Below are 20,764 nucleotides of genomic sequence, written 5' to 3' on the forward strand. Positions count from 1 at the left end.
TTATGGAAGCCTTGCTTCCGCCTTACTGAACACGGCAGGAGCGTGACCTCCCCATGGCCCCCGGATGGCTGGAGGCTGACGGCCGCTTGACCCAACTCACAGCCCGTTCAGGGGAATTGCACTGGTGGCGCTGTCGCGTTCTCCGGACGGTCGTGCGCTTTCGTGATAGGGCACGCCCTGGGGGCCGAGCCGGTGCGGGGGAGCGGGAGCGTCGCCCGAGGGAGTCCGGCGACGGCAAGGCAAGACCTCCGGAGGAGCAACCGTGATCGACGTGAACCACCAGATCAACGCCGTGCGCCGCACCGTCGGCACACGCGACTTCAAGGCGGGCGCGGTCCGCGTGGTGACGCTGAGCCAGACCTACGACGCGACGGTCGAGGACGTCTGGGACGCCTGCACCAGCGCCGAGCGCATCCCCCGCTGGTTCCTGCCCGTCTCCGGTGACCTCCGCCTCGGCGGGACCTACCAGCTGGAGGGCAACGCGGGCGGCACGATCGAGCGGTGCGAGCCGCCGGAGAGCTACGCGGCGACCTGGGAGATCGGCGGCGACGTCAGCTGGATCGAGGTGCGGGTGACCCCGGAGGGGGACCGCACCCGGTTCGAGCTCGACCACATCTCCCGCGTCGGCGACGAACGCTGGGCGCAGTTCGGGCCCGGCGCGGTCGGCGTCGGCTGGGACCTCGGTCTGATGGGCCTGGCCGGCCACCTCGGTTCGCCGGGCGGCTCCGTGGAGCCGAAGGAGAGCATGGCCTGGCTGGGGTCCGACGAGGGCCGCCGCTTCATCACGCTGAGCAGCGAGAGCTGGTACGAGGCGAATGTCGCCGCCGGTGAGCCGGAGGACGGTGCCCGGGGCGCGGCGAACCGGACCACGGCGGCGTACACGGGCGCCGAACCGGAGTGAGGCCGCCCGCTCTCACCTCATGAGCGGCCCTCGGCGGGAGCCGGGGGCCGCTCGTCCTCCAGCCCCTCGACGAAGTGGTCGAACTCGCCGGCCTGGACGCCCAGGACGAACGCGTCCCACTTCTTGCGGGTGGTGGTGACGACGTTCTCCGGCTCACCGGTCTCCCTGATGTAGACCAAGTCGTCCTGACCGAAGGCGAGTTCGATCCAGGGGCCGGGCCCGGTCGCGTCGTCCGGCGCGGCCCGCACCCAGTCGAGGTCCGAGGGGATGTCAGTCACGGTCCTGTTCCTTCTTGAGAACGTGGAGGAGGGAGCGGAAGGCCGCGGGGGCGGCGGTGAGTATCGCTCCGCGGGGGTCGCCGGATTCGGTGAGGCGGATCGCGCCGGTGGCGCGCTCTCCGGCCACGTGGACGCAGGAGTTGCCCTCGGGGCAGTACGACGACTTCTGCCACGTGAGTGTGGGCATCACGGACTCCTTCACAGGTCCTTGAGGATGTTGTGGACGAAGGTCTGCGACTGCTCGGGGGTGAGGGCAGCCGCCTCCATGCGGTCGAGCGGTACGCGGTACTTGTCCAGCTGGGCCTCGGCGTCGAGGAACACGGGGCCGTGAGACTGGTCGAGGTTCACGGTGTCGAGCTGCGGCACGGGTCCCTCGGCGTAGTAGATCGATTGCCCCGAGCCGGGGAAGACCGCCGAGCTGAACGGGAGGACGTGGACCGCGATGTCCTCGCGCTCGTTCATGTCCAGCAGGTAGCCGAGCTGGTCCCGTGTCACCCGGGCGCCGGCGAACATCATGCGCAGGGCGGCCTCGTGAATGATCACCTGGTGCGGGGTCGGAGGACTGCGGAACAGGACGGCCTGCCGCTTCACCCTGAACGACACCCGGTGCTCGATGTCCGGCGGAGGTAGTTGGGGTACGGCCTGGCGGAAGATCTCGCGGGCGTAGTCGGTGGTCTGGAACAGGCCGGGGATGTGCACTGTGACGGCGGTGCGCAGCCGTTTGGCGTGGTGCTCCATCTCGGCGAGGTCCAGTAGCCCGGCGGGCAGGATCTCGCGGTACTCCTCCCACCAGCCGCGGATGCGCTCGGTGGCCATGTCACTGAGCGCCTCGATGAGAGCCCTGTCGCCGCAGTCGTAATGGCAGGCCAGGGTCCGCACCCGTTCAGGGCTCACTCCGGCGCGCCCGGCCTCCACGTTGCTGATCTGGTTCTGCTGGACGCCGAGCAGCTTGCTGGCCTGTGTGGAAGTCAGACCCGCGCGCTCCCGGAGCTTGCGCAGCTCGGTACCCAATCGGAGTTGACGACCCGTCGGGTTGTTTCTCACGGGGCAGGCCCGCCTCCCTCGCGCAGCAGGTCACCCACACGGGTGATAGATCATCACTTTCACGGAAACCGTGTAAGACCTTTTATGGCTGCCGCTACTTTATAGCTGGGACCCCGCCCGGAAGTACCCCGCTCGACGGAGCGGTCGCGGTCACTGGGCACCGTAGCGACACGACGCCACCCAACTCCCTTCCGTGATCGGAGACTTCCATGGCCACCGTATCCCCGCCCTGGTCGTACACCCTCCAACTCCCGCACGATCCACGCGCCCCGGGCATCGCCCGCGTCACCCTCCGGGCCGTTCTCGCCGCGCACGAGCTCTCCGAACTCACGCCCACGGCCGAGCTGTTGGCCTCCGAACTCCTCACCAACGCCCATCTGCACGCACCGGGCCCCTGCGCCCTGCGCGTCCTCTCGGCGGAACCCGGCCGGCTGCGGGTCGCCGTGTGGGACTCGGACCCGACCGTCCCGTCCGGGTTCCGGGAGGGCGCCCCCGTAGATCTGCCCCCTGGGGACGCCGAGCACGGCAGGGGGCTGCACCTTGTACGGGCCTGCGCCGACGCGTGGGGAGTGTCCGTACTGCGTGAGCTGGGTGCGTCGCGAGGAGGGAAGCTGCTGTGGGCGGAGTGCCGCGATGCCGGGCGGGCGCGGGGCTGAACCGGGGCGTGGTGCCCCTCGGGCGGGAGTGACGGGCGAGGTAGGGCTTCTCAGGTGATACTCGGACTGGTCCGAGGTTTTTCTCACCCGCTTGCGGCAAGGTGAGGGGCGATGAAGAGCATCCGCATCACCCGTCTCCCAGACACCCGGCGGCCCGCACTGCTCGGTGCGGCCCTCGTGCTGCTGGCGGTGACGTCCTCGTCCGTCGCGTCGGCCGATGACGGCCCCGGGCCGTTCGGCGTGACCGTCCAGGCCGCCGAGAACAGCCGGAACGTCCGCGTGGGCGCCCTGTTCCACGGGAGCGCCGCGAGCGCCGGCAGCGGCGGGCACTTCTGCACCGCCTCCGTCGTGCGCAGCGCGGGGCGGGACCTCGTCCTCACCGCCGCCCACTGTCTGGACGGTGAGGCGCAGCTCTCCTTCGCGCCCGGCTACCGGGACGGCAGAGCGCCGTACGGGTTCTGGGACGTCCAGGGCGTCTTCCTCCCCGAGGGGTGGCTGAACGACCAGGACGAGGACAGCGACGTCGCCTTCGCCGTCCTCGGCACCCGCGACGGCAAGGAGGTCGAGGACGTCGTCGGAGGCGGGAACGCCTTCGCCGCGCACCGCGCCACCGGGGCCACCGCCGTCACCGTCACCGGATACCCCGGCACCGTCGACACCCCCATCACCTGCACCGACAAGCCCACCGCACAGAGCCGTACGCAGCAGCGCGTCGAATGTCCTGCCTTCGCCGGCGGAACCAGCGGCAGTCCCTGGGTGAACGGGGACGGAGCGGTCGTCGGCATCATCGGCGGCCACGAGCAGGGCGGGGACACCGACGACGTCTCGTACAGCGCCGTCTTCGGGACCGAGGCCGACGAGCTCTACCGGGAGGCCGGCCGAGCCGGTTAGTGCCTGTCCGGCGGAACATGCCGCTCGGTCCTTGTGCGCTGCATCCCTCTCGCACGGAGCCCGCCTCTACACTGACGTCGGCGGACTCCTTTGCGTTGAGGGGCGGTTGACGGTGCGTAAGACGTGGATCGTGGCGACCGCTGCCGTCGGCGCCGGGATCAGCTTCATGATGCTGCTCGTCGTCGGCGTCTACGTGGTCGCCGGGAACCTCGCCAACGGGATCGGCGGCGGTTCGGTCGGACTCGCCAAGGGCGCCGTGCCCGCCGCGTACCAGTCCCTCGTACAGAAGTGGGGCAATCTCTGCGGCGCGATCAATCCCGCGCTGCTCGCCGCCCAGCTGTATCAGGAGAGTGGATTCAATCCGAACGCGAAGAGTCCGGCGGCAGCGGAGGGGATAGCGCAATTCATTCCGGGGACCTGGGCCACGCACGGAGTCGACGGCGACGGGGACGGTGTCCGCGACGTATGGAACCCGAATGACGCGATTCCGTCGGCCGCCTCGTACGACTGCGAGCTGGCCTCCTACGTGAAGAACGCTCCGGGAAACGTCACCGAGAACATGCTCGCCGCCTACAACGCGGGCGCGTACGCGGTCATCAAGTACGGGGGCGTGCCGCCGTACGCGGAGACCCGGAACTATGTGAAGACGATCACCACGCTGGCGAAGAGTTTCGCCGCGCCGGTGACCCGTGTGGACCCCTCGAAGCAGGCCGCGGCGGCCATCACGTACGCGCAGAAGAAGCTCGGCACGCCCTATCTGTGGGGCGGCAACGGAACCGCTGACCAGGGCGGACGATTCGACTGCTCGGGTCTGACCAAGGCCTCGTACGACAGCGTCGGGGTGACCCTGCCGCGGGTCGCCAACGACCAGTACAACGCCGGGCCGCACCCCAAGCGGGAGGAACTCCTGCCCGGGGACCTGGTCTTCTTCTCGGACGACCTCACCAACTCCCGTGCCATCCGGCACGTGGGTATCTATGTGGGCGGCGGTTACATGATCGACGCCCCCCGGCCGGGTGCCGTCATCCGTTTCGACCCTGTCGACACGCCCGACTACTTCGGGGCCACCCGGGTGACTGCGGATGGCGCGAAAGCATTGCCCACTTCGGTATGAAACCGCCCTCTGATCTGCGGCGATGTATCTCTCTTCGATAACGTATGCGTGATCATTTCGTGGAGTGTGGAACGTATTGGAGGGAACCGTGCGTTCCTTTTGACGTAGAGAACTGATCTACAACCACGGGGGTGGATCGAGCGGCGCGCGAAAGGGCGCGGCCGCGGGAAAGACGACGAAGGGGCCGCAGCGCCATGGCTGGACTCGCCGAATCCGGTTCGAACCCCGACGTCGACCTGCTGTACGACATCAATGGCCTGGCCAAGCACGCGCCGCACTGGTTCGACCGGACCATGGAGTTCGTCGGCGAGTGGGGTCTGTTGCTCGCGATGGTCCTGCTGGTCCTGTGGTGCTGGTCGACCGTGCGGCGGCGGGGCGGGGCCGACGCGGCGTCGGCCGTGGCCGGACTCGTCTGGGCGCCGCTCGCGGCCGGTGTCGCGCTCCTCGTGAACGTTCCGATAAGGGGCTTCGTGGAGCGCCCGCGCCCCTTTCGTGACCACCTGGGCCTCGACGTGCTCGCGAGCGGCAAGACCGACTTCTCCTTCGTCAGCGACCACGCGACGATCACCATGGCGATGGGCGTCGGACTCTTCGTCGTCAACCGGAAGTTCGGACTCGCGGGGATAGGGCTCGCGCTGCTCGAAGGGTTCTGCCGGGTCTACATGGGCGTGCACTACCCGACGGACGTCATCGGCGGTTTCGCCCTCGGCACGGCCGTCGTCCTGCTGCTGTCGCCGCTCGCCATGGCCCTGTTGACCCCGGTCATGAAGGCCGTGGAGAGGGCTCCGCGCGCGGGCCGGCTGATTCGCGCGCGGAGAGTCGCACCCGCCGGGCAGAAGACCCTGATCCCGGAGGCGCGCGCCGAGCACACGGAGGAACGGGACCTCGCCGCGTAGGTTCCGGACCGCCTGGCGCCCCGTCCGCGTGCGCCCAGGGCGCACGCGGGGCACCTCGGGTTACAGCGCCTGCGGGAACGAGAAGAAGCGGTTCGGGTCGTACTGGTGCTTCAGGGCCGTGAGGCGGTTGGCCGCGTCGCCGTAGTACGCCTTGCGCCAGTCGGTCAGCGTCGCGTCCGTGTAGTTCTGGTAGGCCGCGCCCGAGGCGTACCGGGCCATCGCGTTGTGGGCGCCCGTCAGCCAGGACTGGGCGGTGGTGCCGGAGGTGCCCGCCCGCCAGGAGACGATGTACTGGGCCAGCATGCGCGAGCGGCGGTGCACGAACGCCGTGGACGTGGGCGCGACACGGTTGACGGCGCCGCCGAGCGCGGTGAGCGCGATGCTGCCCGCGCCGCCGCGGACCGCGGAGATCTGGTTCAGGAGCGTCTGGACGCCGGCCGCCGAGATCGAGCGGTCGAAGAAGTCCGAGCGGGCCGCGTACGTCTCGCGGCCGAGGGCACCCTGCGGGCTGCGGCCCGGCGTCGAACCCGGCAGGTGGCACTGGGCGTCGGCGGAGAACGACGAGCAGCCCGCGTACACCTCCATCGACTCCTCGTACGAGCGCCTCTTGAGGGAGACGCTGCGCGCGGGCGAGCCGATCCGCTCGGCCAGCCGGTCCACGGCGTTCTGGAGTTCGCCGTAGGTGCCGAGCGAGAAGGCGGCTATGGAGACGGTGGGTGTGCCGCCGGCCGCGTTGGCCAGGTGGCAGGACGACCAGATCTCGTCCGGCTGGCTCGGACCCCACTCCTGCCAGGCCTTCACCACGGCGGCGGCCTTGGCCCACGGCCAGGTCATGTACGCCGAGACACCCTGCGGTGCCGGGTGGGTTTTGAAGCGGAGCTCGGTGACGACGCCGAAGTTGCCGTTGCCCGCGCCGCGCAGGGCCCAGAACAGGTCCTTGTTCTCGGTGGCGTTCGCGGTGAGCTGCTTGCCGTCGGCGGTGATCAGCGTCGCCTGGGTGAGGCTGTCGCAGGTCAGTCCGTACGCCCGTGACACGACGCCGTGGCCGCCGCCCAGGGTCAGGCCGGAGACGCCCACGGTGGGGCAGGAACCCGCGGGGATGGTGACGCCCTTCGCGGCCAGCGCGCGGTAGACGTCGATCAGCTTGGAACCGGCACCGACGACCGCTTCATTGGCCGAGGCGCGGATCTTGTTCAGCTTGGAGACGTCGATGACCAGGCGGCCGTCGCCGGAGGACCAACCCGCGTAGGAGTGGCCGCCGTTGCGGATCGACACCTTCACGCCGTGGGCGCGGGCGTAGTCCATCGTGGTGCGGATGTCGTCGGCGTGCGCGACATAGACGACGGCGGCGGGCTTCAGGTTGTCGAAGCGCGTGTTGTACAGCTGGTGGGCGGCCGGCCAGCTGTGGTCGCCGGGGCGGATCAGGGCGCCGTCCAGTTGGTGGGACAGGGCCGGCCAGTTGGCGGCCGCGCGGCTGCTCGTGGTCGCCGTGCGTATGCCGGTGGTCTCGGCCGCGGTGCTCGTGCTCCCGGCCGTACCGGCGGCTTTGCCGTCCCCGCTGTCACTGCCGTTGCAGGCGGACGTCGCCGCCGCCGCGAGGACGGCGGTGGCTCCGCCGATGAACGAACGCCGTTGCATGTGCGCCTCCCGTGGGTTCCGTGGAACGAGACGGGCCCCCGGGCCCGGGGGTTCCACGTGCACATGTCGCAGAACCGCTACAACACTCCGCATCCCAGCACGCCCGCTCCGGGGCCGGTGCGGCGGGGTGGGGTCGGGGGAGGGGCGGAGGCGACGCGGAAGCGGACTGAGGCTGTGGTGAGGAGGCCGGCGGGAGGGAGAGAGGGAGGGCAGGAAAAGGGAACGGGACGGTGTGCTGCGAGCCGTGAGCCGTGAGAAGTGGGCCGTGAGAAGTGGGCCGTGGGCCGGGAGAAGTGGGCCGTGTGGCGTCGCGGGCGAGGGCGGCCGGGGTGCTCAGCGGAGCTAGGCGGTCACCGCTCCGGCGTGGGTCGCTCCGTCCGTTCGGGCCTGGCTTCTCGCGCGGCGGGCCGGGCCTCGCCAGCCGCAGGTGCAGCGGGCCAGGCAGAAGGGGCCTTGCTCGACCGTGGTCGTCCTGTGGTCGGGGAGAGGGTCCGTCTCGTCCAGGTGCTCCACACCCACAACGTTACCCAAGCCAAGTGAACGGATTCCTGTCGCGTGACGGGCGCCCCTACCCGTCGTTAACCGGACGACGGGAAGGCCCGGGACGGACCGGCTGGGGGTCGGTGGACGATGGTGGCGCAGCAGCAGGGACGGGCGGCGGTCGTGGCCGCGTTCGTCGCGGCGGGGCTCATGGTCTGTGGCACCGGATGCTCGGGCGGCGGGGCGGCCGCGGAGGACGTCCACGCCGGCACCGACACCCTCCAGTCGCTGCGCGAGGCCGTGGCCGCGCTGGAGCGCGCCGGCAGCGCGAAGGCCAGTACGTCGATGGAGATGGCCACGGGCGGCACCCGGGTCACCATCCGCGGGCAGGGCGTGTACGACTTCAGGAAGCAGACGGGGCGGCTGAAGGTGCTGCTGCCGCAGGACCCCGCGGGGGCGGCCGAGCACCGGCCGATCACCGAACTCCTCGCCCCGGGCGCGCTGTTCATGAAGAACCGGGGCGCCGGAGTGCCCGCCGACAAATGGGTCCGCGTGGCGACGGCCGGTCTCACGGACGGGAACCTGGTCACGGGCGGCGCCACCGACCCGTACGCGGCGGCCGAACTGCTGCGCGGCGCGCGGGCGGTGACCTATGTGGGGAAGACCGAGGTCGCCGGGATCCCGGTACGGCACTATCGCGGGACCGCCGACCTCGACGTCGCCGCGCGGGACGCCTCGCAGGGGCAGCGGCCGGCACTGAGGGCGGCGGCGAAGGGGTTCGCCACCGCCGAGGTGCCCTTCGACGCCTACCTCGACGACCAGGGGCGACTGCGCAAGGTCCGGCACCGGTTCAGCTTCGTCAACGGACAGCGGAAGGGCACCGTCGCCGTCGCATCGACGCTCCTGCTGTACGACTTCGGCAGCCCCGCCGCCGTACAGCTGCCGGATCCCGCGGACATCTTCGCCGGGAAGATCGCGGAGTAGTGGGTTCCGGGGAAATGGGCAAGAGCATCCGGAGCCGTAGCTTCACAGGAGGGCCGGAAATGGCCCTTCCGTGCCATGCGCGGTGCGTAGGCCGCTCCCTACTCTAGGAAGTCGGTGACGGCAGGAAGAGGTGACGCACGTGGCTCCGGTCGGCGGTACGGCAGTTCAGGACCACGTGGCCCTCGCCGAGATCGAGCTGTGCGGCGAGCTGATCATCGCGGCCTCGGCAGCCCACGAGGACCGGCTCAGCCTGGAGAGCATCGACGCGGTGCTGAAAGTGGCCGAAGAACGTGCCCATGACCAGTGGGGCGCGGAGGACTAGTCCTGCCGGGAGCCCTGTCTCCCGCCCCCTCGCGTCTCTCAGGTGCGGAGCAGGCGGCCGATCGCCTTCGTCGCTTCCTCGACCTTCGCGTCGATCTCGTCGCCGCCCTTGAGGGCCGCGTCCGCGACGCAGTGGCGCAGGTGCTCCTCCAGGAGCTGCAGGGCGAACGACTGGAGGGCCTTCGTGGAGGCGGACACCTGGGTGAGTATGTCGATGCAGTAGACGTCCTCGTCGACCATCCGCTGCAGGCCGCGGATCTGCCCCTCGATGCGGCGCAGTCGCTTCAGGTGCTCGTCCTTCTGCTGGTGGTAGCCGTGGATACCGCGGTCGTGGTCGGTCACGATCTCCTGCGCCTCGCCGGAGTGCGCTGTCGCGCCGGCCTCGGTGGTCGTCATCGCGTCCTCCTGCTGGATCCGATCGGCGATCTTGTCTGAAACGCCACTTACATATACCCCTGGTGGGTATATGGTATCGAACTTTGCTGGGTATAGGGCCCTTGCCCGGCGGCCGTACCGGACCCCGTGCCGATCACCGTGCCTGATGGGCGACACTGGGGGACGGCCCATTAGCCGTGGCCGGATGATGCACCTAGCATCAGCCTGACCGAAACCGAAGCATCCCGAGGACCCCAACGTGCGCTTTCGTCTGACCCCCAGGGAGACGAGCTTCTACGACATGTTCTCCGCATCCGCGGACAACATCGTCACGGGCTCGAAACTCCTGATGGAACTGCTCGGGGCGGACGCTTCCGCTCGGGCCGAGATCGCAGAGCGTATGAGGGCCGCGGAACACGCTGGTGACGACGCGACGCACGCGATCTTCCACCAGCTGAATTCCTCCTTCATCACGCCCTTCGACCGCGAGGACATCTACAACCTCGCCTCTTCCCTCGACGACATCATGGACTTCATGGAGGAGGCCGTCGACCTGGTCGTCCTCTACAACGTGGAGGAACTGCCCAAGGGCGTCGAGCAGCAGATCGAGGTGCTGGCGCGGGCCGCGGAGCTGACCGCCGAGGCCATGCCCAACCTGCGGACCATGGACAACCTCACGGAGTACTGGATCGAGGTCAACCGTCTGGAGAACCAGGCGGACCAGATCCACCGCAAGCTGCTGGCCCACCTCTTCAGTGGCAAGTACGACGCCATCGAGGTGCTGAAGCTCAAGCAGATCGTGGATGTGCTGGAGGAAGCGGCCGACGCGTTCGAGCACGTGGCGAACACGGTGGAGACCATCGCCGTCAAGGAGTCCTGACCCCTTCATGGCCACCTTCGCTTTGATCGTGACCATTGGGGTCGCGCTCGGTTTCACGTACACGAACGGCTTCCACGACTCGGCGAACGCCATCGCCACCTCCGTGTCGACGCGCGCTCTGACACCGCGGGCCGCGCTCGCCATGGCCGCGGTGATGAACCTCGCCGGCGCGTTCCTCGGCAGCGGGGTCGCCAAGACCGTCAGTGAGGGGCTGATCCAGACGCCCGAGGGCTCGAAGGGGATGGGCATCCTCTTCGCGGCGCTCATCGGCGCGATCACCTGGAACCTGATCACCTGGTACTTCGGTCTGCCGTCCTCGTCCTCGCACGCCCTCTTCGGCGGCATGGTCGGCGCGGCGCTGGCCGGTGGCACGACGGTCTACTGGAGCGGCCTGCTCGACAAGGTCATCATCCCGATGTTCCTCTCGCCGATCGTCGGACTGCTCGTCGGCTATCTCGTGATGACCGCGATCATGTGGATGTTCCGGCGGTCCAACCCGCACAAGACCAAGCGCGGTTTCCGTATAGCGCAGACGGTGTCCGCGGCCGGCATGGCGCTCGGGCACGGTCTTCAGGACGCCCAGAAGACGATGGGTGTCGTGGTGATGGCGCTGGTCATCGCCGACGTCCAGGGGCCGAACGCCCCGATCCCGGTCTGGGTGAAGATCACCTGTGCGGCGATGTTGTCGCTGGGGACGTACGCGGGTGGCTGGCGCATCATGCGGACGCTCGGGCGGAAGATCATCGAGCTCGATCCGCCGCAGGGCTTCGCCGCCGAGACGACCGGTGCGTCGATCATGTTCACCACGGCCTACATCTTCAAGGCGCCGATCTCCACGACCCATGTCATCACCTCGGCGATCATGGGTGTCGGGGCGACGAAGCGGGTGAACGCCGTGCGGTGGGGCGTCGCCAAGAACATCGTCCTCGGCTGGTTCATCACCATGCCGGCCGCCGCGATCGTCGCGGCGTGCAGCTTCTGGGTCGTGAACCTGGCCTTCCTGTAGGAGCGTGATCGCTTCCGCGGCGCCTGTTTTTGTCGGGGCCGGTCCTCCTGGAGGGCCGGCCCTTGTTGTTTCCCTCCGCGGGACGCCGGGCGCCGGCTGTATCCGGCCTTCGCGGGCAGGGCAGGCGGCCTGGCCTTCGGGGGCTCGGCCCGAGGATTTCGCCCCCTCCGCCCCTTCCCTTCCCGACCCTGGGGGCTGCGCCCCCAGACCCCCTACGGCCTGAGCGGCCTCGTCCTCAAGCGCCGGACGGGCTGGATGGTGCAGGGCGCGTGAGATCGCGGGGGCGGGACGGGCTGCGAGTGGGGCAGCCCTGGGGCGGATGGCTGCGGGGGGCCTGCCCCGGCTTCCGGGGGTCGGGGGAATCGAACGGGTCCGCCCCCGGGAGCCAGGGACGGGGGGAATCGAAGGGGTCCGCCCCTGGGAGTCAGGGGCGGAGGGGGAATCGAACGGGTTCGACCGCGGGAGCCAGGGGCGGGGGAAACCGAGCCGCCCCGGGAGCCAGGGGCGGCGGAAAATCAAACTGATCCGCCCCCGGGAGGGTCCACCCCGGGAGCCAGGGCGGGGGAAACCGAACGGGTCCAACTCCGGGAGCAAGCGGCGGCGGAAAGCCGAGCGGGCCCGCCCCCGGGAGCCAGGGGCGGGCCCTTCTCGTCCTCGCGGTGGCACCGCCATGCAGCACCGCGAGGGGTTTTCGGGAGGAGGTCCGGTCAGCCGAAGCGACCGGAGATGTAGTCCTCCGTGGCCTGGACGGACGGGTTGGAGAAGATGCGCTCCGTGTCGTCTATCTCGATGAGGCGGCCGGGCTGGCCGACCGCGGAGAGGTTGAAGAACGCGGTGCGGTCGGAGACGCGGGCGGCCTGCTGCATGTTGTGCGTCACGATGACGATCGTGAAGCGCTCCTTCAGCTCACCGATCAGGTCCTCGATGGCGAGGGTGGAGATCGGGTCCAGGGCCGAGCAGGGCTCGTCCATGAGAAGGACCTGCGGCTCCACCGCGATCGCCCGCGCGATGCACAGCCGCTGCTGCTGACCGCCGGACAGACCGGACCCGGGCTTGTTCAGCCGGTCCTTGACCTCGTTCCAGAGGTTCGCGCCCTTGAGGGACTTCTCGACGACGTCGCTGAGCTCGGACTTCTTGTGGGAGCCGTTCAGCTTCAGGCCCGCCGCCACGTTGTCGAAGATCGACATCGTGGGGAAGGGGTTGGGGCGCTGGAAGACCATGCCGATGGTGCGGCGCACGGCGACGGGGTCGATCCCGTTCCCGTACAGGTCCTCGTCGTCAAGCAGCACCTTGCCCTCGACGCGGCCACCGGGGGTGACCTCGTGCATGCGGTTCAGGGTGCGCAGGAAGGTCGACTTGCCGCAGCCGGAGGGGCCGATGAAGGCCGTCACGGAGCGGGGCTCGACCGTCATGGAGATGTCTTCGATCGCCTTGTGGGCGCTGTAGTAGGCGGTGAGACCGCTTACGTCGATTCGCTTGGCCATGTCAATCACTGCTTCTTTCGCAAAGGATCGGGTCGCTGATCGGCCGCGTCAGCGGCCCGTCTTGGGGGCCTTCCAGCGTGCGATGGCGCGCGCCCCCATGTTGAGGATCATGACGAAGAGGATGAGCGTCAGTGCCGCCGCCCAGGCCCGGTCGGTGGCCACGTCGGTTCCCGCGGCGTACTGCCGGTAGATGTACAGCGGGAGCGAGGCCTGCGGACCGTCGAACGGGTTGTTGTTGATGAAGTTCGTACCCCACACCAACAGCAGCACAGGAGCGGTCTCGCCGGCGATACGCGCGACAGCGAGCATCACACCCGTGGTGATACCACCGATGGACGTCGGCAGAACCACCTTGATGATCGTGCGCCACTTCGGGATACCCAGCGCGAGAGAGGCCTCGCGCAGCTCGTTCGGGACGAGCTTGAGCATCTCCTCGGTGGAGCGGACCACCACGGGCATCATCAGGATCGACAGGGCCATCGCGCCGGCGAAGCCGGAGTAGCCCATGCCAAGGATCAGGATCCAGAAGCTGAGAACGAACAGGCCGGCGACGATCGACGGGACGCCCGTCATGACGTCGACGAAGAAGGTGACCGCGCCGGCGAGCTTGCCGCGGCCGTACTCGACGAGGTAGATCGCGGTGAGCACACCGATCGGCACGGCGATCAGGGTCGCGATGCCCACCTGCTCCAGGGTGCCGAGGAGCGCGTGGTAGATACCACCGCCGGGTTCGTTGTCGGCGACCACACCCATGGAGTGGGTCAGGAAGTACATGTCGAAGGCCTTCGCGCCACGCTTGAGGGTCTCCCAGATCAGGGAGGCCAGCGGGACGACGGCGACGATGAAGCAGACCCACACCAGGTTGGTGGCGACGCGGTCCTTGGCCTGGCGGCGGCCCTCGACGCGCGCGGCGACGACGTACGTACCGAGGACGAAGAGGATCGCGGCGATCAGGCCCCACTGGACCTTGCTGTCCAGGCCGGCGCCCAGGCCGATGCCCACGGCCACAGCGATGGCTCCCGCGGCGATGGCCCAGGGGGCCCACTTGGGGAGGTTGCCGCCGCGCAGCGTGCTGGCGTGCTTTCGGGTGACGGGTGCGTTGCTCATGCGTTGGCCCCCGAGTACTCCTTGCGGCGGTTGATGATGTAGCGCGCCGCGCCGTTGACCAGCAGTGTGATGACGAACAGGACGAGACCCGAGGCGATCAGGGCGTCCTGGCCGAACACGGTGGCCTCGTTGAACTTGCTCGCGATGTTCTGCGCGAACGTGCCGCCGCCCGGGTCGAGCAGGCTGGCCTGGATGTCGAAGCTGGGGGAGAGCACGGTGGCGACGGCCATCGTCTCGCCGAGCGCGCGGCCGAGGCCCAGCATCGAGGCGGAGATCACGCCGGAGCGGCCGAAGGGCAGCACCGACATGCGGATGACCTCCCAGCGCGTGGCGCCGAGGGCCAGCGCGGCTTCCTGGTGCATCTGCGGCGCCTGGCGGAAGACCTCACGGCTCACGTTGGTGATGATCGGAAGGATCATGATCGCGAGCAGGATGCCGACGGTGAGCATCGAGCGGGGCGCGCCGCCCTGCCACGTGAAGATGCCGGTCCAGCCGAAGTAGTGGTCGAGCCAGCCGAACAGGCCGTTCATGTGCGGTACGAGGACGATGGCGCCCCAGAGGCCGTACACGATGGACGGGACGGCGGCCAGCAGGTCGATCACGTACGCGATGGGTCCGCCGAGCCTGCGCGGCGCGTAGTGCGTGATGAACAGGGCGATACCGACCGCGACCGGGACCGCGAGGGCCATGGCGATGATCGCGGAGACCACCGTGCCGAAGGCCAGCACCGCGATGCCGAACACCGGCGGGATGAGGTTGGTGTTCCACTCGAAGGTGGTGAGGAAGTTGCCCTCGTTCTTGCTGAGCGCGAGCGAGGCGCGGTAGGTGAGGAAGACCGCGATGGCGGCCATGATCACCAGGAGCAGGATGCCGGAGCCGCGGGACAGCGCGAGGAACACGCGGTCGCCGGGGCGGGTGGCGCCGCGGGCGGCGCGCTTCCGCGAGGCACCCGAAGATCGTGGGGTGGGGGGAGGAGCTTCAGTGTTCTGTGTCGATATGTCCATCATGAGTCTCCGGTCTGCGGAGCCGGATCGAATGGCGGCTCCAGGCGGCGGTGCACCGGACGGTGCGGCCCGCCTCGGCGAGGCGGGCCGCACACTCGGGTCAGCTCAGGTTCGAGATGGCGGTACGAACCTTGGTGATGATCTCGGCGGGGATCGGGGCGTACTGGGCGGCGGTCAGCTGGTTCTGGCCGTCCTCGCTCGCGATGTAGGTCAGGAAGGACTTGGTGGCGGCCAGGGTGTCGGCCTTGTTGCCCTTCTCGCAGAGGATCTCGTACGTGACCAGCGTGAGCGGGTAGGCGCCCTCGGCGGTCGGCTTGTAGTTGAGCTGCAGGGCCAGGTCGTTGCCGGTGCCGACGACCTTGGCGGTGGAGATCGCCTTGGTGGCGTTCTCGACAGTGGCCTTGACCGGGGCGGTGGCGTCCGTCTTGAGGTCGACGGCCTTGATGCCGTCAGTGGCGTAGGAGAGCTCGAAGTACGAGATCGCGCCGGGGGTCTGCTTCACCTGCTGGGCGAGGCCGGAGGAACCCTGGGCGGACTGGCCGCCCTGCGCCTGCCACGCCTTGCCGCCGGAGTACTTCCAGTCCGCCGGGGCGGTGGCGATGAGGTACTTGGTGAAGTTGTCCGTGGTGCCGGACTCGTCCGAGCGGTGGAAGGCCTGGATCTTGGTGCTGGGGAGCTTCGCGGTCGGGTTCAGCTTCTTGATGGCCGCGTCGTCCCACGTCTTGATCTTGCCGTCGAAGATCTTGGCGATCGTCGAGGCGTCCAGGACCAGGTTGTCGACACCGGGGACGTTGTAGCCGACCGCGATGGGGCCACCGACCATGGGCAGGTCGATCGCGGCGTTGCCGCCACAGGCCTTCTTGGCGGCCGCGGCGTCCTCGGGCTTGAGGGCCGAGTCCGAACCGGCGAACGCGGTCTGACCCTGGGTGAACGCCGTGACACCGGCGCCCGAGCCCGTCGGGTTGTAGTTGATCTGAACGTCCTTGCAGGCGGCCGTGTAGGCCTTCACCCAGGCGTCGATGGCGTTCTTCTGCGCGGAAGAGCCGGAAGCCTGCAGCTGACCCTTGGCGTTGTCGCACTTGATGGCGCTGTTGTTGCTGGCCGAGGCCGAGCTGCTGCTGCCGCCGGTCGTTCCGGTGTCGTCAGAGCCGCACGCCGTGAGGGCCAGGGCGCCGGAGACGGCGAGAGCACCGAGGGTGAGGGCACGCCGGTTCATGCGCTGAAGCTTCACTTCGGGAGTTCCTTCCAGGAGCCGCCGTCGGAGTGGCGGCGTGCGATGTCTGTGTAATGCGGTCCGTAGCGATGAGGAGGGTTCGCCCTGGGGCGTCCTTCGCACCGTGTAAGGCCGAAATTAAGCAGATCAGGTGAAGGCGCCGAAGGCCGTAAGTGAACGGGGGGTGAACCCCTGACGGCGGTGCGGTGAGGTCACGGAACGCTTACGTCGAGGACACGGCCGTGTCCCGGCCGAGGGGGCCAAAAAGGAAACTCCAGGTAATCGAATGGGTGCGCAGGTGTAGCGCAGTACCCATGTTCCCGTCACGCCTCATTCGCCTCGATTTCCTCATGAGCACCAGCGAAGGGCTCGCTCGCTACGGTGAGTGCCCGTCGGCGGCTCCGCCGGGCTGTCCGCACGTGGCGAGGCACCGCTCCGGATGCCGGGGCGGCGCCCTCATATCCAGGGGAACACGTCATGCGAGACGCAGCGCGTCCAGAAGCGCGTCCACGAGGTCGCGGTCGCGGGGCTGGGTGAGGCGGTGGCGGGCGGCGGTGGGGGAGAGCCACAGGACGCGGTCGACCTCGTCGTTCGGGGCGAAGCGGCCGTCGGCCGCCTCGGCGGCCCAGTAGCGGACCTCTTTGGGGCGGCCGGCGACGAGATAGCGGAGCGTGGGGAGGACGGCGCCGGGGACGGCGTCGTAGCCCGTCTCCTCCTCCACCTCGCGCAGCGCGCCGGTCAGGAAACCCTCGCCGCGCTTCAGCTTGCCCTTCGGATGCGACCAGTCGTCGTACTTGGGCCGGTGGACCAGGCAGATCTCCAGTGCGGAGTCGACCGGGGAGCGGCGCCACAGGACGCAGCCCGCCGCTTGGATGGTGTCGTCGGCCATGGGGCCTCCCTCACGGGGTGCGTACGGCTTCCTTCTGCCATGCCTGCTGGAAGGCGAATCGCGCCGCCTCCACCTCGTGCCGCTGGTCGGCGTGCAGTACACCGAGCGCGTACGCCGTCGCCGGCGCGATGCGCGGGGTGCGTGCCGCCGACGCCGCGGCGGACGCGGCCTCCGCCGCGTCCCGGTGCCGGTTGAGCGCCTTGCCCGCGCCGAGCAGGCGTACGTCGACGGGGCACTCGCCCTGGTGCAGCGCCTCACTGGCGTAGCGGTGCAGTCGCAGCAGCAGCCGGACCTGGTGCCAGGGCGCGTCCTGCGGCTGGGGAGCGGTGTCGGCGGAGAGGCCGTGCACGAGGGCCTCCGCGTTGTAGGGGTGGCCCGCCACGACCAGCGGCAGCGCGGTGACGGCGTCGGTCAGCCGGTCCTGGGCCGCGGCGGCCAGCGGGCGCAGATCGGTGGTGTCCGCGGCCGGGGCCAGCGGGACCTCACTGGCGAGGACGGCGACGCTGTCGGCGACGGCGTGGAAGCGGGAGGAACCGAGCGCCTGGAGGGCCGCCGAGTGGGCGCGGGTGCGGGCGAGCGTCAGCTGGCGGTCGAGGAGCGCGCCCGCCTTCGCGGCGCCGATGGTCAGATGGCCCGTCTTGGGGGCCGCTGCCGCGGTCCGGCCGGCCTGGGCGGGCAGGGCGGCCGAGCCCGACAGCCGGTTCAGCGCGCCGAGCAGTCGCTCCAGGCGTGCGGCATAGGCGTGCTCGCGCGCCAAGGTGCCCGAGAGCCAGGCCAGTTCGGGGCGCATCCCCTCCGACCAGTCCGCGTCGAGCAGCGGCCGGAAGGTGTGCAGGCTGCCGCTGATGCGGCGGGCGGAGCGGCGCAGGGAACGCGCCGCGTCGCCGGACTCCCCGACCCCGCTCGCCGTGGCACCGGTCTCCCGGTGCTGGCGCAGCGAGCGGAGGAATTCCGTGGCCTGGGCCCGCAGATAACCCGCGAGGGCGTCACCGATCGGGGCACCTCCCTCGTCGAGGGGGGCCGGGGTCCTGGGGGCCGTCCCGGCCACGGAGCCGGTGGGGGGATCAAGGTGCTGCTGTGCCACGCCGGCGCCTCCGGGCGTCTATGAGCATCTCCTGGACGTTCCGCAGGGGCTGGCCGTCCGCGTCCATCGCGTGTCGGATCCACTCGCCGTCGGGGCCGAGGTGCCAGGAGGCCGTGGTGTCGGACATGCCGGTCTCCAGCAGCCGGTTGAGGGCTGCCCGGTGAGCCGGGTCGGTGACCCTGACCAGGGCCTCGATCCGCCGGTCGAGGTTGCGGTGCATCATGTCGGCGCTGCCGATCCACACCTCGGGTTCGCCGCCGTTGCCGAAGGTGAAGACCCGGGAGTGCTCCAGGAAGCGGCCGAGGACGGAACGGACCCGTATGTTGTCGGACAGGCCCGTGACGCCGGGGCGGACGGCGCAGATTCCGCGCACCCATATGTCGACCGGCACGCCGGCCTGGGACGCGCGGTACAGCGAGTCGATGAGCGCCTCGTCCACCATCGAGTTGACCTTGATGCGGACGAAGGCGGGACGTCCGGCGTTGTGGTGCTGGACTTCCTTGTTGATGCGCGCGATCAGGCCGTCGCGCAGGGACTTGGGCGCGACGAGCAGACGGCGGTAGGTCTCGCGGCGCGAGTAGCCCGAGAGCCGGTTGAAGAGGTCGGAGAGGTCCGCGCCGACCTGCGGGTCGGCGGTGAGCAGTCCGAGGTCCTCGTACAGCCGGGCGGTCTTCGGGTGGTAGTTGCCGGTGCCGACGTGGGAGTAGCGGCGCAGGGTGTCGCCCTCCTGCCGGACCACGAGCGACAGCTTGCAGTGGGTCTTCAGACCGACGAGGCCGTACACCACGTGGCAGCCGGACTCCTCGAGCTTCCGGGCCCACTTGATGTTCGCCTGCTCGTCGAAGCGGGCCTTGATCTCGACCAGGACGAGGACCTGCTTGCCGGACTCGGCAGCGTCTATCAGCGCGTCCACGATCGGCGAGTCGCCGGAGGTCCGGTAGAGCGTCTGCTTGATGGCGAGCACGTCCGGGTCGGCGGCGGCCTGTTCCAGGAAGGCCTGCACCGAGGTGGAGAACGAGTCGTACGGGTGGTGCAGCAGGACGTCGCGCTCGCGCAGCGCGGCGAAGATGTCGGGCGGGGACGCCGACTCGACCTCCGCGAGATCGCGGTGCGTGCCCGCGATGAACTTGGGGTACTTCAGCTCGGGCCGGTCCAGGGCGCCGATGCCGAAGAGCCCGGTGAGGTCCAGGGGGCCCGGCAGCGGGTACACCTCCGCCTCGGAGATCTTCAGTTCGCGTACGAGGAGATCGAGGACGTAGCGGTCGATGGACTCCTCGACCTCCAGGCGCACCGGCGGACCGAAGCGGCGCCGCATGAGCTCCTTCTCCAGAGCCTGGAGCAGGTTCTCGGCGTCGTCCTCCTCGACCTCCAGGTCCTCGTTCCGGGTGAGCCGGAAGGTGTGGTGCTCCAACACCTCCATGCCGGGGAAGAGCTCCTCCAGGTGGGCCGCGATCACGTCCTCGATGGGGACGTAGCGGTTCGGGGAGGCCTCCAGGAAGCGGGAGAGCAGGGGCGGGACCTTGACGCGCGCGAAGTGGCGGTGGCCGCTGACCGGGTTGCGTACGACGACGGCGAGGTTCAGGGACAGGCCCGAGATGTACGGGAAGGGGTGCGCGGGGTCGACCGCCAGCGGGGTCAGGACCGGGAAGATCTGGTGCCGGAAGAGAGTGAACAGGCGGGCCTGCTCCTTCTCGGTCAGCTCGCTCCAGCGGACCAGGTGGATGCCCTCCTCCGCGAGCGCGGGGGCGACGTCCTCCTGGTAGCAGGCCGCGTGCCGGGCCATGAGTTCCCGGGAACGGGCCCAGATCATCTCCAGGACCTCGCGGGGCTGGAGGCCCGACGCGGACTTGGTGGCGACACCGGTGGCGATGCGGCGCTTGAGGCCGGCCACCCGGACCATGAAGAACTCGTCCAGGTTGCTGGCGAAGATCGCCAGGAAGTTCGCGCGCTCCAGAAGCGGCGTGTTCGGGTCCTCCGCGAGTTCCAGAACGCGCTCGTTGAACGCGAGCCAGCTGCGCTCACGGTCCAGGAACCGGCCTTGCGGCAGCATGATCCCGTCCTGCACCGTGTCCTCGTACTCGTCGAGGTCGGCGTCGAGGTCGGGCTCCAGGTCGGAGACGTTGGCCGCGACGGTGTGCGGACGATGCGCGGCGATGGAGCCGACGGAGGGCTGCGGGTGCTGCACGGGTGCCTGGGCGCTTCGCTGGTTCATGGACCCATTCTTCCGTGCCGAAGGCGAGACCGGCGCGTCGGAGAGGGCGGGCACCAGAGCGCCGATGCGGAAATTTCCATTCCGCATGACTGGCGTACGCTCACTCCCCGTAGACGGTGAGGACTCGTTCTCCGGCGGGGGAGAAGGCTCGGGCACGACAGGCTGCATTCCTTGAGCGTCGCAAGGTCACCTGAATCGATGGTTACGGCGACATGACGTGCGGGCTATCGGGGGGCGGCTCCCGGACGTCTGCACGCCCGGGAGCCGTGTACACACCCACCCCCGTGAGGTGCGTGCCTGCTGGGGA

Annotated in this window: 21 protein-coding genes; 9 read left to right on the forward strand and 12 right to left on the reverse strand. The window is 69.5% G+C overall.

The window, feature by feature from the left end; translation table 11 throughout:
• Window positions 1–262: 262 nt before the first annotated feature.
• The gene (locus ACZ4N5_RS36185) at window positions 263–901 is read left to right on the forward strand and encodes an SRPBCC family protein (protein WP_467761271.1); all 639 of its coding nucleotides are present in this window, start codon (window positions 263–265) and stop codon (window positions 899–901) included.
• Between the two features lie 17 nt (window positions 902–918).
• Here the strand turns inward: ACZ4N5_RS36185 and ACZ4N5_RS36190 are convergent, their stop codons facing one another.
• From ACZ4N5_RS36190 to ACZ4N5_RS36200, 3 genes are read right to left on the reverse strand one after another with little or no spacing between them, the layout of a single operon-like run.
• Window positions 919–1,179: a DUF397 domain-containing protein gene (locus ACZ4N5_RS36190; RefSeq protein ID WP_467761272.1), complete on the reverse strand. Its 261-nt coding sequence runs from the start codon at window positions 1,177–1,179 to the stop codon at window positions 919–921.
• On the reverse strand, window positions 1,172–1,366 hold the full coding sequence (locus ACZ4N5_RS36195; RefSeq protein ID WP_467761273.1) for a DUF397 domain-containing protein: 195 nt from the start codon (window positions 1,364–1,366) through the stop codon (window positions 1,172–1,174). Before ACZ4N5_RS36195 ends, ACZ4N5_RS36190 begins: the two co-directional genes overlap by 8 nt.
• Before the next feature lie 11 nt (window positions 1,367–1,377).
• On the reverse strand, window positions 1,378–2,223 hold the full coding sequence (locus ACZ4N5_RS36200) for a helix-turn-helix domain-containing protein (protein ID WP_467761274.1): 846 nt from the start codon (window positions 2,221–2,223) through the stop codon (window positions 1,378–1,380).
• A gap of 209 nt (window positions 2,224–2,432) precedes the next feature.
• Here ACZ4N5_RS36200 and ACZ4N5_RS36205 point away from each other — a divergent pair, with 209 nt between their 5' ends.
• From ACZ4N5_RS36205 to ACZ4N5_RS36220, 4 genes are all read left to right on the forward strand, one after another.
• Entirely contained in the window at window positions 2,433–2,879 is a 447-nt protein-coding gene (locus ACZ4N5_RS36205; protein WP_467761275.1) for an ATP-binding protein, read from the forward strand.
• Window positions 2,880–2,990: 111 nt separating this feature from the next.
• Window positions 2,991–3,770, forward strand: a complete 780-nt coding sequence (locus ACZ4N5_RS36210; protein ID WP_467761276.1) for a trypsin-like serine peptidase — start codon at window positions 2,991–2,993, stop codon at window positions 3,768–3,770.
• Window positions 3,771–3,876: 106 nt separating this feature from the next.
• Window positions 3,877–4,884: a C40 family peptidase gene (locus ACZ4N5_RS36215; RefSeq protein ID WP_356784624.1), complete on the forward strand. Its 1,008-nt coding sequence runs from the start codon at window positions 3,877–3,879 to the stop codon at window positions 4,882–4,884.
• 194 nt (window positions 4,885–5,078) lie between these two features.
• Window positions 5,079–5,780: a phosphatase PAP2 family protein gene (locus ACZ4N5_RS36220; protein ID WP_467761277.1), complete on the forward strand. Its 702-nt coding sequence runs from the start codon at window positions 5,079–5,081 to the stop codon at window positions 5,778–5,780.
• A gap of 60 nt (window positions 5,781–5,840) precedes the next feature.
• Here the strand turns inward: ACZ4N5_RS36220 and ACZ4N5_RS36225 are convergent, their stop codons facing one another.
• On the reverse strand, window positions 5,841–7,418 hold the full coding sequence (locus ACZ4N5_RS36225) for an FAD-binding oxidoreductase (RefSeq protein WP_467761278.1): 1,578 nt from the start codon (window positions 7,416–7,418) through the stop codon (window positions 5,841–5,843).
• A 630-nt stretch (window positions 7,419–8,048) separates the two neighbouring features.
• Here ACZ4N5_RS36225 and ACZ4N5_RS36230 point away from each other — a divergent pair.
• Together ACZ4N5_RS36230 and ACZ4N5_RS36235 are read left to right on the forward strand one after the other, a co-directional pair.
• Window positions 8,049–8,882, forward strand: coding sequence for an SCO4651 family lipoprotein (locus ACZ4N5_RS36230; RefSeq protein ID WP_467761279.1), 834 nt, complete (start codon window positions 8,049–8,051; stop codon window positions 8,880–8,882).
• A 130-nt stretch (window positions 8,883–9,012) separates the two neighbouring features.
• Entirely contained in the window at window positions 9,013–9,204 is a 192-nt protein-coding gene (locus ACZ4N5_RS36235) for a hypothetical protein (RefSeq protein ID WP_467761280.1), read from the forward strand.
• 38 nt (window positions 9,205–9,242) lie between these two features.
• Here ACZ4N5_RS36235 and ACZ4N5_RS36240 read toward each other — a convergent pair whose 3' ends face one another.
• Window positions 9,243–9,599 carry a metal-sensitive transcriptional regulator gene (locus ACZ4N5_RS36240; protein ID WP_467761281.1) on the reverse strand — a complete coding sequence of 119 codons (357 nt, stop codon included), beginning with the start codon at window positions 9,597–9,599 and terminating at the stop codon, window positions 9,243–9,245.
• A gap of 238 nt (window positions 9,600–9,837) precedes the next feature.
• On the opposite strand from ACZ4N5_RS36240, the gene ACZ4N5_RS36245 reads away from it, so the two are divergent.
• Together ACZ4N5_RS36245 and ACZ4N5_RS36250 are read left to right on the forward strand one after the other, a co-directional pair.
• Complete coding sequence (locus ACZ4N5_RS36245; RefSeq protein ID WP_355841050.1) at window positions 9,838–10,458, forward strand: DUF47 domain-containing protein; 621 nt, start codon at window positions 9,838–9,840, stop codon at window positions 10,456–10,458.
• 7 nt (window positions 10,459–10,465) lie between these two features.
• A complete protein-coding gene (locus ACZ4N5_RS36250; RefSeq protein WP_467761282.1) occupies window positions 10,466–11,464 on the forward strand; it encodes an inorganic phosphate transporter in 999 nt (332 codons plus the stop codon).
• Between the two features lie 707 nt (window positions 11,465–12,171).
• On the opposite strand, the gene pstB is transcribed toward ACZ4N5_RS36250, so the two are convergent.
• The 7 genes from pstB to ACZ4N5_RS36285 form a co-directional block, all read right to left on the reverse strand.
• Window positions 12,172–12,948 (reverse strand): phosphate ABC transporter ATP-binding protein PstB, encoded by a 777-nt coding sequence (gene pstB, locus ACZ4N5_RS36255; RefSeq protein ID WP_467761283.1) that lies wholly within the window; start codon window positions 12,946–12,948, stop codon window positions 12,172–12,174.
• Window positions 12,949–12,996: 48 nt separating this feature from the next.
• Complete coding sequence (pstA, locus tag ACZ4N5_RS36260; RefSeq protein WP_467761284.1) at window positions 12,997–14,055, reverse strand: phosphate ABC transporter permease PstA; 1,059 nt, start codon at window positions 14,053–14,055, stop codon at window positions 12,997–12,999.
• Window positions 14,052–15,059, reverse strand: a complete 1,008-nt coding sequence (gene pstC, locus ACZ4N5_RS36265; RefSeq protein ID WP_467761285.1) for a phosphate ABC transporter permease subunit PstC — start codon at window positions 15,057–15,059, stop codon at window positions 14,052–14,054. The genes pstA and pstC overlap by 4 nt, the downstream gene beginning before the upstream one ends.
• Window positions 15,060–15,159: 100 nt before the next feature.
• Window positions 15,160–16,290, reverse strand: coding sequence for a phosphate ABC transporter substrate-binding protein PstS (gene pstS, locus ACZ4N5_RS36270; RefSeq protein ID WP_467761286.1), 1,131 nt, complete (start codon window positions 16,288–16,290; stop codon window positions 15,160–15,162).
• A gap of 457 nt (window positions 16,291–16,747) precedes the next feature.
• Window positions 16,748–17,161, reverse strand: a complete 414-nt coding sequence (locus ACZ4N5_RS36275; protein ID WP_467761287.1) for an NUDIX hydrolase — start codon at window positions 17,159–17,161, stop codon at window positions 16,748–16,750.
• Between the two features lie 10 nt (window positions 17,162–17,171).
• Entirely contained in the window at window positions 17,172–18,245 is a 1,074-nt protein-coding gene (locus ACZ4N5_RS36280; RefSeq protein WP_467761288.1) for a CHAD domain-containing protein, read from the reverse strand.
• On the reverse strand, window positions 18,226–20,457 hold the full coding sequence (locus ACZ4N5_RS36285; protein WP_467761289.1) for an RNA degradosome polyphosphate kinase: 2,232 nt from the start codon (window positions 20,455–20,457) through the stop codon (window positions 18,226–18,228). Before ACZ4N5_RS36285 ends, ACZ4N5_RS36280 begins: the two co-directional genes overlap by 20 nt.
• Window positions 20,458–20,764 lie beyond the last annotated feature (307 nt).

The organism is Streptomyces sp. NPDC026500 (assembly GCF_055567635.1).

Excerpts from the sequence above, each read along its gene's own strand:
- ACZ4N5_RS36250 (WP_467761282.1), top strand. The coding sequence starts at position 10,466 with ATGGCCACCTTCGCTTTGATCGTGACCATTGGGGTCGCGCTCGGTTTC.
- ACZ4N5_RS36230 (WP_467761279.1), top strand. The coding sequence starts at position 8,049 with ATGGTGGCGCAGCAGCAGGGACGGGCGGCGGTCGTGGCCGCGTTCGTC.
- ACZ4N5_RS36225 (WP_467761278.1), bottom strand. The coding sequence starts at position 7,418 with ATGCAACGGCGTTCGTTCATCGGCGGAGCCACCGCCGTCCTCGCGGCG.
- ACZ4N5_RS36240 (WP_467761281.1), bottom strand. The coding sequence starts at position 9,599 with ATGACGACCACCGAGGCCGGCGCGACAGCGCACTCCGGCGAGGCGCAG.
- ACZ4N5_RS36195 (WP_467761273.1), bottom strand. The coding sequence starts at position 1,366 with ATGCCCACACTCACGTGGCAGAAGTCGTCGTACTGCCCCGAGGGCAAC.
- pstA (WP_467761284.1), bottom strand. The coding sequence starts at position 14,055 with ATGAGCAACGCACCCGTCACCCGAAAGCACGCCAGCACGCTGCGCGGC.
- ACZ4N5_RS36205 (WP_467761275.1), top strand. The coding sequence starts at position 2,433 with ATGGCCACCGTATCCCCGCCCTGGTCGTACACCCTCCAACTCCCGCAC.
- pstC (WP_467761285.1), bottom strand. The coding sequence starts at position 15,059 with ATGGACATATCGACACAGAACACTGAAGCTCCTCCCCCCACCCCACGA.
- ACZ4N5_RS36220 (WP_467761277.1), top strand. The coding sequence starts at position 5,079 with ATGGCTGGACTCGCCGAATCCGGTTCGAACCCCGACGTCGACCTGCTG.
- ACZ4N5_RS36285 (WP_467761289.1), bottom strand. The coding sequence starts at position 20,457 with ATGAACCAGCGAAGCGCCCAGGCACCCGTGCAGCACCCGCAGCCCTCC.
- pstB (WP_467761283.1), bottom strand. The coding sequence starts at position 12,948 with ATGGCCAAGCGAATCGACGTAAGCGGTCTCACCGCCTACTACAGCGCC.
- ACZ4N5_RS36275 (WP_467761287.1), bottom strand. The coding sequence starts at position 17,161 with ATGGCCGACGACACCATCCAAGCGGCGGGCTGCGTCCTGTGGCGCCGC.
- ACZ4N5_RS36210 (WP_467761276.1), top strand. The coding sequence starts at position 2,991 with ATGAAGAGCATCCGCATCACCCGTCTCCCAGACACCCGGCGGCCCGCA.